Below are 12,996 nucleotides of genomic sequence, written 5' to 3' on the forward strand. Positions count from 1 at the left end.
ACCGGGGACTTCGCCGTATGGTGAAGCGGGTTAGCGGCCGCTGCGGATGTCGTCCTTGATGTACTGCGCAACGACCTTTGCCGTAATACGACGCTTGATCTTTGCCGGGAGGGTCCAGCGGTAGAAGAGGGCATGACCGAAGACACTCAGCGCGAAGAAGCCGACGAAGTACCGGAACAGCAGTGCCTTCAGATCGTCGACGCTGCCCTGATTGAGAATCTCCCGGGCGTGCTGCAGATCCGATGCTGCGACCCAGAACGCGACGACCGGGACGAGCACGACGGCATATACGAGACCCTTCCACGCGAGGACGCAAGCGTCGTAAATCCACGCCGTATCGGCCCACTTGTCTTCGGAATAGACTTCCGCCTTTTCCTGCTGGTAGAGGCGCTTGTAGTCGTCAACGGTTGGTAGCGCGATGCGGTTCATCGGGGAGCTTTCTCTTGGTTGAACGTCTATATGGGAAAGGCGTTACGCCGGGTAAACGGTCGCAGGGTTGGAAACCAAGCCAGCCTCAGCGATATAGGGGGTATCGTTGGTCGGCGTGTGAAGGATGAAAAGACGATTCTTCGCTCGAGTCATGGCGACATAAAAAAGCCGTCGCTCGTCGACCTCGGTGCTGCCCTCGCCAAGCGATGGAACGATATCCTTGTCGGCGCCGACGATGGCAGTGTTGCCGAACTCGAGTCCTTTGCAACTGTGCATGGTGAACAGGCCGACCGATGCTGGGTCGTCCTTGCCCTTGGGCTTCTGGACACTTTGGACGCGTGAGACAAGTGAGCCGTTGCGGCGCTTCAGAATGTCACCTGCTTTGCTCAGGTGTCTGGCCACGCGATCGCGGAAGTTGCCAGCACGCAGCCCCATCGTCAAATAAGTCGCCGCGGAATCGATCGCTTGGTTGACTGCTCGCATCGGTGTCGTCGTCCCCGGAATTTTGCGGAACAGAGCGTCCTGACGCCATGTGACGAGTAACTGTTGGAGCGCGCGCATATGCTCAGTATCAATCTTGGCGATATCGCCGTAATCGTCGAAGTCCCGCTCAAAGAACGGCGCCATCGTTGCGCCTGGAATGCGCTTGTGGAGCTGGCTCAGTGCTTCCTCGCTTGTACCGACAAATGCCAGCGCGTGGTCGATGCCGCTGCGGTTCATCGTTTCAACCGAAATAAGCAACTGCAGGTAGGTGTTGATGTAATCCTTGTCCCAGAACGACCCGCCGTTTCTCCTCGAGCGGATGTTGAACTCGTCCAACACGGCTTCAACAGAGTCGAGAAGGAAGTTGGTCCGGGCAAGAATAGCCCATTCGCCGGGCCGGACTGCGAGCCGCCCACCAGGCTGCTCGTCCTCGGGCAGCACGGCTTCCATGATGTATGGCACGAGAAATTCCGTCTGGAGCGCGACCGTGTCGTGTTCTTCGCCGTCTTCGCGGTTAGCGGCCGAAACGGCATAGACGTGCGTTGAGCCACCGGGCCCGCGCTTGGCCACGAGATCTTTCTCGACACGCTGGCCGGCATTGTGACGAATCAATCGATCGGCGGGCGCAAGGATTTCCGAGTGGGAGCGATAGTTTTCCCCCAATGGGATGATTTCGGCGCCTGTCTGCTCAACGAAATCGATCATGCCTTTGTAGCTGAGTGCGCGCCGCCAGGCATAGATGGACTGATCGTCATCTCCGACGATCGTGACCGGAATATCACGCTTGGCGTGCGCCATCATCCATACGAACTGGATTTCGTCGCTATCCTGAAATTCGTCGACGAGCAGGTGCGTGACGGGCAAGGGAGGCAACTCCCCATTGCTCATCTTCGTCGCGCAGTCACGCATGACGTCGTACAGATCCACGACGCGGTTGCGCTTGAGCATCTCGTTGTAGGCCAGGATGAACGGCGGAATCTCGCTCCCATCGTGCTCGATAGCGCACTTGTAGTTCTCGAAGAGCTTGAATGCTTCTTCGTTGTCAATTTCGGTGTTCGTTGCCGAGATGGCCCGGCGCAGGAACGTCTTTTGCTCGGGCGGGGTAGCAATCTTGCCGAGCATCTTATGCCGGCGGAGATGGTCGATCGACAGCTTGTGGAATGTACCGAGGTCGACGCGCTTGAGGACGTCGGGGCCGAACTCCTTCACCAGACGTTCGCGCATTTCGTTCGCGGTGTCGCTGGTGAAGGTGACGGCACCTACCCGGAACTTCCGATCGGCTTGCAGGATGACGCCGATCTTCGTGATGATCGTCTTGGTCTTTCCCGAACCTGGCCCGGCTACGGCAAGCATATTGCCGAAGCCATGGGCCACACGGTGTTGGGAAGGATTGAGGCTCACGGATTAAGCCGCCTGCGCTTGAGCTTCGTCGGACGGCGCCGACTCGGTTGCAGCAGCGTCCTTCGTCGGCGCAGCCGGTTCGGCTTGTGCGGCGGCTGCTTGAGCGGAAGCGGCGCCGGCCGTCGTGGAGCCGGTGCGGGTCTGCTCGTTCGCCTGCCACGCGTTGAACTTTTTGTACGTCTGGAACTTGACGTCACGAGCGAGGTTCGTGATGGAGCGGATGCGCTTGCGCACCTTGAGCTCTTCGCCGTGGCGATCGCGGGCCGAGACGAGGCCGTTCAGGTAGGCGGACCAAAGCAGCAGCATGTACTCGTCGGCGATGCGGAGCAGCTTGATGTAGTTCTTCGCGTGCGGCGAGACGTAGAACAGATCCTGCCGGAGGACGCTCGGGAATTCGGCCTTCGGGTCGACTGCGTTGGCCTGGAACAATTGCCAGAGTTGCTGCTTCAGGTTGTTGACGTAGGTGATCGATTCGCCGATCTTCTTGCGGAACAACTCGTCGACTTCGTCGCAGGTGGTCGTGTCGAATCGCGGCAGCGTGCGCGGCGCGTCGATCGCGAAGTGCAGGTTCTTGTTCAGGAGAGTGTAGTCACGCCGGACGAACGACTGGACGATGCTCGATCCGAATTCGACCGGCTCCTTTTCCAGCGCGCCGCGCATTTGGCGGCCGAAGGTCTCCCGGGCGAATTCCGCGACCTGCATGGTCACGGACGGGCGCAGGAGGTTGACGCTTTCCGCGGTGGTCATAATATTTCCTCATAGGAAGTGGGTCAGCGTAGGTTAATTCTCGGACTTTGCTGTAACAACGCTGAAACGTGATCTAAGAGGCCGGTCTTTCCATGCTGCGGGCGGGTGCTATTCGGGACGGCTGGTAGGTCCGGATCGCACCGAATAGTCAATAGTTGGGCGTATTTCGTGTCAGGAATTTGCTTGCAATTTCCTGTGGGCCAGTACAGAATCGACTCCGCGCCGGTAGAGAATCGGTGCCCAGCAGCTGGAGCTGGTACTCATCTCGAGCCCCCTTGTTGCGGACTGACGACGGTCGGTTCCTGGCAGGAAACTGCCAAATCGCTTTGTAAAAGGGTCCTGCGGACCCGGGAGTGCCTCAAGCACTGCCAGAAGTACTCGCCCCCGGGTGGTTCCCGGGGGCTTTCGAATAGGCGTTGATACGCTTTCTCATCTCCTCCATTGTCTATTCCAAAGCCAGTATTTCGCGCGACGTAGCTGTTAGACGTCGTTGAAATGCCCTCTGTCCGTTGTCGTGTCAGGGGGTGAGTCCGGGGTTTCCCGGCATAGCTGGTCCTCCAGCCAATCTGTCTCAGGCATCGCCTGGCGTAGCTACGTGCTGCGTTTTCAACCCTTGCGGGAATCTCATTTCCGCAAAGGGAATGGGCTTCTCGCGTCTCTGTGATGGAGAAGCCTATGAACTGGACGGAAGTCTCTCGTCTGCAAGGCAATTCTCGTGTCGAGTCACGCGTCGAGGTCGACGACATTACCCGGGATCGGTTTTTCACGGTCTGGGAGTTGTCGAATCCCCGTGGATGCCTCATTTTCCACCGGGAGAAAAAGGGCCACGGGCAGCATCACTACCTTAGCGTCACGAAAGATAACCGTGCTATCACGGATATCGTTCAGGCGCTGAGAGAGGGCGCGGATCTGTTCACCGATAAGGAGAGCGGGTCATGAACTCGATCGAGATGGCGCCTGTCCAGGGTACGTTCTTCTTTATTCCCGAACATGAGCAGGTCGTTCGGGAAGCGAAGGCGGATCAGGCGGCACGCGAAAAAAAGGCCAGGCAGTCTGCCTACGCCTTAAGCAAGACGAAGGTTCGCTCGATCCCCGAAGGATTCGATGACGTGGATATGCCACTGCTTCGTGAGTCGTTTGCCGAGATTTTTGAGGTGAGCGAAAGCGAAGTGGCGGTTCCGGTTGTTGGTGTCGTCGGGGGAGATTGTGCGGGAGAGGAGTGGAGTGAAGAGGGGGTCGAGTGGCTCCACGCTTTGCTTCTCGAGCGTTCAATCGAGCTGCTGTCGATGCGCGGTAACCTGGAAGAGAAGCAAGACATCCTTGACTGGGTGTTGAAGCCGAACTTCATGGGATACCGTGACCAGTTTCTTTCTGAAGCCAAGGAGGAGATCGTCGACGGTCAGAAAACCGAAGTCGTTGAGAAGCGTCGGATGCGGGTCAAGCTCTATCAGAGCGAGATCCCGTTCACCTTCGTCACCTGCTGCCGAGTCGCCGGCCTGAACCCTGATGAACTCAGGGAACAGATCCGCGCGAGGAAGTCGCAGATTCTGAGTAGTTAAGCCCAGGGGGCTCCAGTCCCCGAGAGGGCTGGAGTCTCCAAATTTTCTGGAGAATTCCATGACGACCCAAGCAACTCAAGCTGCCGCCGCTCCGACCAAGTCCCGCAAAAAGGCTTCGCAGGAACCCGCGACGGCCGCTGCTGCTGCGGCTCCTGTTGAACAGCAGGCGAGCCCGCAATGGGTTCACTTCGATGGGTTCGCGTGCTTCGGCATCGAACGCATGCGTGGTGCAAAAATCCTCGGTCTGAGCGAACCTTCGGTGTTCACTCCGGCAAAGGATCCGACGTACAAGTGGCCGATCGACAATCTGCGCGATCTGCTTCACTTCTACATGGCGGGCGGCAACGCCTTCTGTGCAATGGGCCATCCCGGCACCGGCAAGACGATGGGCGTCCAGCAGTTTCACGCTTCCCTGAATCTTCCGCTGCTGAGTATGTCCGCCAATCCGCGAACCCAGGCTTATCACCTGATTGGCCGCCTCGTGCCGAACAAGGATGGCGGGGTTTCGTGGGTCGACGGGCCCGTGCTCATGGCCGCACGCCTCGGCATGTCGGTTCTCATCGACGAGTACAACGTCATCGATCCGGGCGAAATGACCGGGTTGAACCTCCTCTTGGAGGGACGGCCGTACCTCGTTCCCGAAACCGGCGAACTGGTTGTTCCGCGTCACGGGTTTCGCGTCTACGCGACCTGCAACCCGAAAGACGACAAGGGGCTGGTGCAAGGACGTCATACGCAGGACAACGCGAATGACGAGCGCTTCGAGTTCAGCTGGTTCGGGTATCTCCCGCAGGAGATCGAAGTCCAGTTGATCACGGAGATGATCGCACCGTATCAGCCGTCGTTGCCGGCCAATGTCCTCGCTGAAAAGTTCGTTGCCGTCGCGAATCAGGTCCGCAAGTTGTACGCGGGCGTGACCGACGATTCGGGGGCACTCGACAAGACGATATCGACGCGCGTTTTACGTCGTTGGGTCTCGAAGGCGATGAGTGCTTCGACACAGGGCAGCTTGGTCGAGTCGCCGATGCATTACGGGCTGGAGCGCGCGTGGTCGCTTTCCTGTTCGGATGAAGTCCGCGTTGCCGTGCATGAGCTCGTGACGCAGACGTTCGGCGGCGGTGACTACAAGTCCAGCAAGGACAACCTGCACACGATGCAACCCGCAGGTGCCTGACCATGATTCCCGTCCAGTTGTATCGCAAGATCTCTGACGGGATCGACATCGCTGTACCGATGGCCACCGACAACACGACACGCATTTTCGTCGGCGTTACCGGTGGCCAACTGAAGGGGGAGGACGTGGCTTCGGCGACGTCGTCAGCGCTTCAGAGTCAGCTCGAGTCCATTGGGTTCGAGTTGGTCGGTGAGCGATCGTTGAACGAGGGCTGTGTCGAACAGGATCAGGCCTCGGATCTGCTGGTGGTCGTCAACGGCTCGATCGATTCCACGTTCCGCGAGATGGTGGCGGAATACGTCGGGAGCGATCCCGACTGGAGTTTTGTCGAATCCTACGAAGGTGTCACCGTTGTAGGGACACGTGCAAACGCCCAAACCGTGATCGGAATTCTCGGCGCAGCGATGCGTCTGGGCATTCAGGTAGCGAAGCCGGATAGCACGAGTGAAGATCTCGATGAAGTACCCATCCGCCGTGGTGGGAAAGAGATGATGTCGTTCTTTGGACGCGATCTCCTGATGGGGGAGCACCACGGAACATCTGTCAAGGCTGGACTGATTACCACTCCAACGGTCTTTACGGTGGGGAGGTCATTGGTCAATTTCTAGAGAGGTAGATATGTCTCAGCAAGCTAGCACGGCACGGAAGCGGCAGACTATTTCCGAATCGCTGGTTGACTTACTGTTTGACGCGGTTGAACTCGTGTTCAAACTGGCTTACGTTGCGCTGCACCGTACGACCGTTGGTGTTGCATGGTTGGCGCGTGCCGTCCTGCGGTATGCGAAGTCTTCCCGCAAAAAAGATGTATCGGAAGTGGGTGCGGAGGAAGTCGCATCGGTCAAGCCGGCAGAGACGTCGAACCCTCAAAAGGTGGAGACAGCGAAGTCCGTGTCCACCGTTGCGGTATCGAAAGGGCCGGTCACGGCTGCTTTCACTCGGACGATCACGTTCGAGAGGGGGTTCGGGGCGGTCCTGTTTTGGTTCTACCCGGGCGGTAAGGTCAAGAGGCTGGTGAAGATCTATGACCGCACCCTTTCCGAGCGTCTCGGCTTCGAGCGCCGCGAACTGGAGGAGATCCCGTATTCAGGTATGTCCGAGATCGAGTCGATCCTCAAGGCTACCGTTGCACAGGTGAACAAGCTGTTGCGCGGGGAGCATGAGGTGAAGCTGCGAGTCGTTGCGTCGGGTTCTTCGGATCGTGTCGCTGCGTCGGGCCCGAAGCCGGAATCGAAAGACGAAGATTCCACGAAACGTAATGCCGGTGATTCTTCGGAAAAGTCAGCAAAGCGTTCCAAGAAAGAGGATGGCGATGTTGCAGTCATGCCGAGCTCGTTCAAGGAAGCCGTGGAAAAGAAGCAGAAACGTAGCCGTCCGTCCAAGGTGTACACGGGGCAAATTGTCGAGATTGGGGTCAAGCCTCGCAAGATCGACAACAAGGAGATCGAGCAGTACTGCGTGACCATCGAAGCTGATGAGTTGCACGGTAACGTGCTTCCGGTCTTTGGCACGGACCTTGAACGTGCGATCGCCGATTGTGGAGCGGAGGTTGGAAGTCGCGTCCGGATCGAACATCTCGGCCGTATCGAGTGGGAAGAACCGAACGGACGGAAGGCCTGGAAGAACGCCTACAACGTCGTGAAGCTTTGAAAGTAAAGGAAACCGTATGCGCAATACGAACGTCTGTTTTATTCACGGCCGGATCGGCAAGGACCCGGAAGTACGGTTCCTTCCGTCAGGTACGCCGGTAGCGAAGTTCTCGCTCTGTTCGAACGATGACTACTTCGACAAGAAGGCGGGCAGATGGGTGGAGGTCGCGGAGTGGCACGACTGCGTTGTGGTCGGCGACTTTGCGGAGAAGGTGGCTGAGAAGTACCAGAGGGGTGACGTTGTCAACATCACCTGCCGCGTAAAACCTCGTAGCTATGAGAAGAACGGGCAGAAATTTAAGGTGGTGGAGATGTACGTTCAGTCCATGGAGCTGATTGCCAAGAAGGGCGAGTTGGTTCGCCAACAGTCCAACGGGCACGCAGGTTCGCGAGGTAACGGTCAGCCGCAAGGTGGCAACGAGCAATCCCGTGACGAAGTTCCGGCATATGCGGGTGGCTACGGCGATGAAGATGGTGGTCCGGCCTTTTGAAGGTTTGGTCGCTATCTGAATCGATTTGAGACTGAGTTTTTCCCGGAAGGGGGCACGTCCCCCAACCGGGGGACGTGCCCGCCTACGACAATTCAATTTGACGGAGATGGACATGCATACTCAACGTGTGAAGACGGGCGCTGAACTGGTCGAATTCATCAAGAACGAGCAGGTCATGCGCAATACGTTCGCTTGCGATGTGACGGTCACGGCCGACGGCAAGTCGACGGTGAAGAAGGTCGCGTTCGACGGTATCGGTCTGGTGGTGGAAAACGAGTCCCTCGATCCCGACCAGTTCGTTTTCACGAACAGCGTCTTCGTCGCCGCGGTGCTGGATTGACCGCATGTTCTGTGTGTGGTGCGTGTGCCGCACTCAAACCGAAGCCCGCTCTCTGAGCGGACTTCCCCAAGCCGATCCAGTGGATCCGCTTCGGGAAGTAACCGGTTTTATTGAGCGATGTTCGCTCCCGAGCTGACGGATTTAGCCACGGTCACGTAGCTGACTATCGTTTTGAAGCATCACCTGCTTCGGGGATTTCGGTCCTTTTCTCTTGTTGTCGATCGTCGAGGTCGACGTTCTTTAACCCGGCGGGGATTCACTTTCCCGTTGGGGAAGATTCCTGCCGAATTCTTGTCACCCACTTGATTCGGGATCCACTTAAGCGATCTCGATGCGAGGCCGTTTAACTGGGCCTCGCGCCTTCTCACCTGGGTAACAACTTTTACACTCGAGAGTGCCGACTTCTCGCTTGTTTTTTCTCGGACTCGCTCCGGCCTCGGCGCTTTTCATCTGAACACCGATCCATTTCCTGGTGATGTGATCCGGCGTGGCCGGTTGCCTTCGTGCACCAGATTCATCGTCAGGCGGCAGTGATCAAACTCACGTTGCTCTATTCCTCAATCAATGCCTTGTTGATGCTCTCGTAGTTGACTTGCAGGGGCTCACATCGCTCAGCGCATCGCCCACGAAGGACTCAGTGCGGATCTTCCTGTCCCGCGTATCGCTCGTCTGTCAGTATGCCCCGAACTGGTTCGGGAGGGCCTTGCAATGGGGGGGGGGTGAGTGACCCCGCGCGTCTTTCATCTATCGCGGCGAGCATCGCCTTGATCGTCTCAATGAGTCTTTCGATTTGAAGGAGCCGTTTGTGCTGCCTATATTGCATATTCTATGCGATACTTCGTAGTGCAAAATAATGTAGAGAACAACAATGAAACTCTGGACGGCTTGGTGGGACGCGATCTGGCTGCTACGCCCAGCGTTTTCTCGCCTGCGCAGCTTCATGTGGTTCGCAACTGTCGTCGCTGGCTTGACTGTGCGCACCGAGTTGCTGGGCGTGACCAGCATCGTGCGGGCTCTCAAACTGCGGCCAGCCCTGTACAACAAGCTGCGTGACAGCCTGCATAGCGACGCCGTGCAGCTCGATCAGCTTTCAGCGCTGTGGACCCAGACGGTGCTGCGCCTGTTCCCTGACCCGCTACGCGTCAATGGCCGACTGGTTTTGGTCGGCGATGGCATCAAGGTGGCCAAGAGCGGCAGGAAGATGCCCGGCGTCAAGCTGCTGCATCAACAGTCCGACTCCAACACCAAGCCCGAATACATCATGGGGCACTCGATGCAGGCGGTCAGTATGCTTGTGCGGGCCGCCCAGAGCGTCTTCGCCGTACCGCTGGCCGTGCGTATTCACGAAGGTCTGGTGTGGTCCAACCGCGATCGGCGTACCTTGCTCGACAAGATGATCTCGCTGCTTGGCATCGTCTCGGTGCAGCAGCCGTTCTACTTCGTGGCCGATGCCTACTACGCTGCTGGCAAGATCGTCAAAGGCCTGCGCGATCGGGACAACCACCTGGTCACACGCGTGAAGTCCAATGCAGTCGCCTGTGCCCCGTACGTGCAGCAGGGACCGCGCAAACGGGGGCGTCCCAGGCGCTACGGTGAGAAGATCAAACTCAAATCGCTACTGGCTGATCCCCAGGCCTTGCAATCCGCCCCCAGTCCGGTCTATGGCGAGCACAATGTCACCATTCACTATCGGGTCTGCGATCTGCTGTGGCCGGCGTACGGTCAGCTGGTTCGCTTCGTGGCAGTGACTCACCCAAGCAGGGGTTCGTGTCTGCTGATGTGCACCGACCTCAGTCTGGATGCCGTCGAGATCATCCGCCTGTATGGATTGCGCTTCAAGATCGAGTACAGCTTCAAACAGGCGGTGCATCGGATCGGCACATTCGCGTACCACTTCTGGATGCAGGACATGAAGCCGCTCGCCCGCCGAAACGGCGATCAATACCTTCATCGCGAGTCACTCGAGTACCGCAACGCCGTCAAGCGCAAGATCCACGCGTACCACGTCTTTATGCACGCTGGCATCGTCTGTCAGGGACTGCTTCACTATCTGGCAGCGGTGTTCCCTTCACAGGTCTGGAGTTCCTTTGGATCCTGGCTGCGCACTATCCGCCCCGGCATCCCTCCATCGGAGTTGGTCGTCGCCAACGCACTACGTCAATGCCTGCCCGAATTTCTCGTGAATAGCGCCAAAACCCATTTCTTCGCAAAATTCATCGCAGAAAGGCAGGACCCCGACACATTCGAGATGTTCCGCCTGGGCACATAGCCGAAAAACCACGCCTGAATTCGGCACTCTCGAGTTTTACAGTAGGAGTATGAAATGAAACGCGAAGATCTGATTGGTGCACACATGGTCATCCGCCGTAACGGTGAGACCGTACCGTTCGACAGAGCGAAGATCGCAAACGCGATCGCCAAGGCATTCCTGTACGACGCACACGGCAATCTGTATCGCGCCGGTGTGTCGTCCCTGAGTGCCGCGCAGCGTGTGAAGGTCGAGGAATTGACCAACGCCGTCTGTGCTGCCCTGAATCGTCGTGGGGAGAGCGCTGCTTTCCGCATCGAGGACATTCAGGACCAGGTGGAACTCTCGCTCATGCGTAGCGGTGAGCATGAAGTTGCACGCGGGTATGTGCTTTACCGCGAAATGGCTGCGCAGAAGCGCACGCCGGCGCCGAGGCTGGGTCAGTACGATCACATCAAGTCGTATCGCCAGCGTGACGGTGCAGTGGTGCCGTTCGATGCAGCCTTCTGGATTGCGATCGTCGAGTCCGTGGTGTTTGGGCTCGAGAGCGTGTCTGCAAAGGACCTGTTCGACGAAGCAGTCCGGAACCTCTACAACGAGGCGAAGGAGACCGAGATCGAGAATGCGCTGGTTCTTTCGGCGCGTACGAAGATCGAGGTCGAGCCGCAACACGCGAAAGCGGCCGCACGGCTCGTGCTAGCGTTCCAGCTTGGCCAAGACGTTTTCGGCAAGCCGGTGACGTTGGACGAGGTAGCGGCAGGCTACGGCGAGGCGTTCATCCGCGGTATCGAGGATGGCGTCAAAGCCGAGCTGCTGACCGAGGATATGTCCAAGGGGTTCGATCTCTTGCGTCTTGCTTCGGCAATCCGGCCGGAGCGCGATGGACTCCTTGACTATCTCGGCATGCAAACCCTGTACGACCGCTATCTGCTGCACGTCAACGAGCGTCGCATTGAACTGCCGCAGGCGTTCCTGATGCGTGTGGCGATGGGTCTGGCCCGGGGCGAAATCGAGCGCGAAACCCGTGCGATCGAGTTCTACGAAGTGCTGTCAACGTTCGACTACATGTCGAGCACACCGACGCTCTTCAACACGGGCTCGCGCCGGTCGCAGCTGTCGAGCTGCTACCTGACGACCATTTCGGACGATCTCGAAGGGATCTACGACGGTCTGAAGGAAAACGCTCTGCTGTCGAAGTTCGCCGGCGGTCTGGGCAACGACTGGACGAACGTCCGTGCCATGGGCGCGTGGATCAAGGGTACCAATGGCAAGTCGCAGGGTGTCGTCCCGTTCCTCAAGGTGGTCAACGACACTGCTGTGGCCGTCAACCAGGGTGGGAAGCGCAAGGGTGCAGTCTGTGCCTATCTGGAATCGTGGCACCTCGATATCGAGGAGTTTCTGGATCTGCGCAAGAACACCGGAGACGATCGTCGCCGAACGCACGACATGAATACGGCGAATTGGATTCCTGACCTGTTCATGAAACGCGTGATGGAAGGCAGCGACTGGACGCTGTTCTCGCCGAACGACGTGCCGGATCTTCACGAATTGTACGGCGCAAAGTTCGAGGAGCGCTACGTGCAGTACGAGGCGCAGGCGGATGCCGGCGTTATCAAGTTGTACAAGCGACGTCCGGCCGTTGAACTGTGGCGAAAGATGCTCGGCATGCTGTTCGAAACCGGCCATCCGTGGATCACGTTCAAGGACCCGTGCAACATCCGTTCCCCGCAGCAACATGTCGGCGTGGTGCATAGCTCCAACCTGTGCACCGAAATCACGCTGAACACGAGCGACGTGGAAATTGCCGTCTGCAACCTGGGCTCGGTCAACCTGGTCAACCACGTCAAGGATGGCCAGATCGATCACGAGAAATTGCGTCGTACCGTCCGTATTGCGATGCGGATGCTCGACAACGTGATCGACATGAACTACTACGCGGTGGCGAAGGCTCGTTCGGCGAACCTGAAGCACCGTCCGGTGGGTCTGGGCCTGATGGGACACCAGGATGCGCTGTACATCCTCGGCATCCCGTTCGGCAGCGAAGCAGCGGTCGAGTTTTCAGACCGTTCGATGGAGGCTCTGGCGTATTACGCCTACGAGGCTTCGTCGGATCTGGCAGTGGAGCGCGGCGCCTACTCCAGTTTCAAGGGGTCGCTGTGGTCGAAGGGTGTTCTGCCGTTCGACTCGCTGAAGCTGTTGGCTGAAGCTCGTGGCGAGCAGTACCTCGAAGTCGATCAGAGCATCACGATGGACTGGGACAGACTGCGGGAGAAGATCCTGAAGCAAGGTATGCGCAACTCCAACTGTATCGCGATCGCGCCGACGGCGACGATCTCGAACATCGTGGGGGTGTCGGCGTGTATCGAGCCGCAGTTTCAGATGCGGATTTCGGTGATGGTGATCAGCCGTTTCGGCGAACGTGATCAGTTTGGAAGGTGGTGTTGCGCGGTCAATGGATTATAGCGAAGGTGATCACGA

The 12,996-nt window shown here is 58.1% G+C and carries 11 protein-coding genes and 1 pseudogene; 9 read left to right on the forward strand and 3 right to left on the reverse strand.

Going from position 1 to position 12,996, the window contains the following annotated elements:
• Window positions 1-30: 30 nt before the first annotated feature.
• From CJU94_RS36970 to CJU94_RS36980, 3 genes are read right to left on the reverse strand one after another with little or no spacing between them, the layout of a single operon-like run.
• Complete coding sequence (locus CJU94_RS36970) at window positions 31-429, reverse strand: hypothetical protein (protein ID WP_095423552.1); 399 nt, start codon at window positions 427-429, stop codon at window positions 31-33.
• A gap of 42 nt (window positions 430-471) precedes the next feature.
• Entirely contained in the window at window positions 472-2,313 is a 1,842-nt protein-coding gene (locus CJU94_RS36975) for an ATP-dependent helicase (protein WP_095423553.1), read from the reverse strand.
• Between the two features lie 3 nt (window positions 2,314-2,316).
• A complete protein-coding gene (locus CJU94_RS36980) occupies window positions 2,317-3,060 on the reverse strand; it encodes a hypothetical protein (RefSeq protein ID WP_095423554.1) in 744 nt (247 codons plus the stop codon).
• Between the two features lie 675 nt (window positions 3,061-3,735).
• Between CJU94_RS36980 and CJU94_RS36985 the strand changes: the two genes are divergently transcribed.
• From CJU94_RS36985 to CJU94_RS37025, 9 genes and pseudogenes are all read left to right on the forward strand, one after another.
• The gene (locus tag CJU94_RS36985) at window positions 3,736-3,999 is read left to right on the forward strand and encodes a hypothetical protein (protein ID WP_095423555.1); all 264 of its coding nucleotides are present in this window, start codon (window positions 3,736-3,738) and stop codon (window positions 3,997-3,999) included.
• Window positions 3,996-4,619, forward strand: coding sequence for a hypothetical protein (locus tag CJU94_RS36990; protein WP_095423556.1), 624 nt, complete (start codon window positions 3,996-3,998; stop codon window positions 4,617-4,619). The genes CJU94_RS36985 and CJU94_RS36990 overlap by 4 nt, the downstream gene beginning before the upstream one ends.
• Before the next feature lie 58 nt (window positions 4,620-4,677).
• Window positions 4,678-5,793 carry an AAA family ATPase gene (locus CJU94_RS36995; RefSeq protein ID WP_095423557.1) on the forward strand — a complete coding sequence of 372 codons (1,116 nt, stop codon included), beginning with the start codon at window positions 4,678-4,680 and terminating at the stop codon, window positions 5,791-5,793.
• Between the two features lie 2 nt (window positions 5,794-5,795).
• Window positions 5,796-6,401, forward strand: coding sequence for a hypothetical protein (locus CJU94_RS37000; RefSeq protein ID WP_167397614.1), 606 nt, complete (start codon window positions 5,796-5,798; stop codon window positions 6,399-6,401).
• A gap of 10 nt (window positions 6,402-6,411) precedes the next feature.
• The gene (locus tag CJU94_RS37005) at window positions 6,412-7,440 is read left to right on the forward strand and encodes a hypothetical protein (RefSeq protein WP_095423558.1); all 1,029 of its coding nucleotides are present in this window, start codon (window positions 6,412-6,414) and stop codon (window positions 7,438-7,440) included.
• 16 nt (window positions 7,441-7,456) lie between these two features.
• Window positions 7,457-7,930, forward strand: a complete 474-nt coding sequence (locus tag CJU94_RS37010; protein WP_095423559.1) for a single-stranded DNA-binding protein — start codon at window positions 7,457-7,459, stop codon at window positions 7,928-7,930.
• Between the two features lie 112 nt (window positions 7,931-8,042).
• The gene (locus tag CJU94_RS37015; protein WP_095423786.1) at window positions 8,043-8,270 is read left to right on the forward strand and encodes a hypothetical protein; all 228 of its coding nucleotides are present in this window, start codon (window positions 8,043-8,045) and stop codon (window positions 8,268-8,270) included.
• A gap of 868 nt (window positions 8,271-9,138) precedes the next feature.
• The gene (locus tag CJU94_RS37020) at window positions 9,139-10,539 is read left to right on the forward strand and encodes a transposase (RefSeq protein WP_095417514.1); all 1,401 of its coding nucleotides are present in this window, start codon (window positions 9,139-9,141) and stop codon (window positions 10,537-10,539) included.
• A gap of 54 nt (window positions 10,540-10,593) precedes the next feature.
• Window positions 10,594-12,897 (forward strand): annotated as a pseudogene (locus CJU94_RS37025) (ribonucleoside-diphosphate reductase subunit alpha); the annotation flags it as partial.
• Window positions 12,898-12,996: the final 99 nt, after the last annotated feature.

The sequence above is a fragment of the Paraburkholderia aromaticivorans genome (assembly GCF_002278075.1).
GTDB classification, from domain to species: domain Bacteria; phylum Pseudomonadota; class Gammaproteobacteria; order Burkholderiales; family Burkholderiaceae; genus Paraburkholderia; species Paraburkholderia aromaticivorans.

Coding starts and splice junctions, on each gene's coding strand:
- CJU94_RS36970 (WP_095423552.1), bottom strand. CDS start 429: ATGAACCGCATCGCGCTACCAACCGTTGACGACTACAAGCGCCTCTAC.
- CJU94_RS36980 (WP_095423554.1), bottom strand. CDS start 3,060: ATGACCACCGCGGAAAGCGTCAACCTCCTGCGCCCGTCCGTGACCATG.
- CJU94_RS36985 (WP_095423555.1), top strand. CDS start 3,736: ATGAACTGGACGGAAGTCTCTCGTCTGCAAGGCAATTCTCGTGTCGAG.
- CJU94_RS36990 (WP_095423556.1), top strand. CDS start 3,996: ATGAACTCGATCGAGATGGCGCCTGTCCAGGGTACGTTCTTCTTTATT.
- CJU94_RS36995 (WP_095423557.1), top strand. CDS start 4,678: ATGACGACCCAAGCAACTCAAGCTGCCGCCGCTCCGACCAAGTCCCGC.
- CJU94_RS37000 (WP_167397614.1), top strand. CDS start 5,796: ATGATTCCCGTCCAGTTGTATCGCAAGATCTCTGACGGGATCGACATC.
- CJU94_RS37005 (WP_095423558.1), top strand. CDS start 6,412: ATGTCTCAGCAAGCTAGCACGGCACGGAAGCGGCAGACTATTTCCGAA.
- CJU94_RS37010 (WP_095423559.1), top strand. CDS start 7,457: ATGCGCAATACGAACGTCTGTTTTATTCACGGCCGGATCGGCAAGGAC.
- CJU94_RS37015 (WP_095423786.1), top strand. CDS start 8,043: ATGCATACTCAACGTGTGAAGACGGGCGCTGAACTGGTCGAATTCATC.
- CJU94_RS37020 (WP_095417514.1), top strand. CDS start 9,139: ATGAAACTCTGGACGGCTTGGTGGGACGCGATCTGGCTGCTACGCCCA.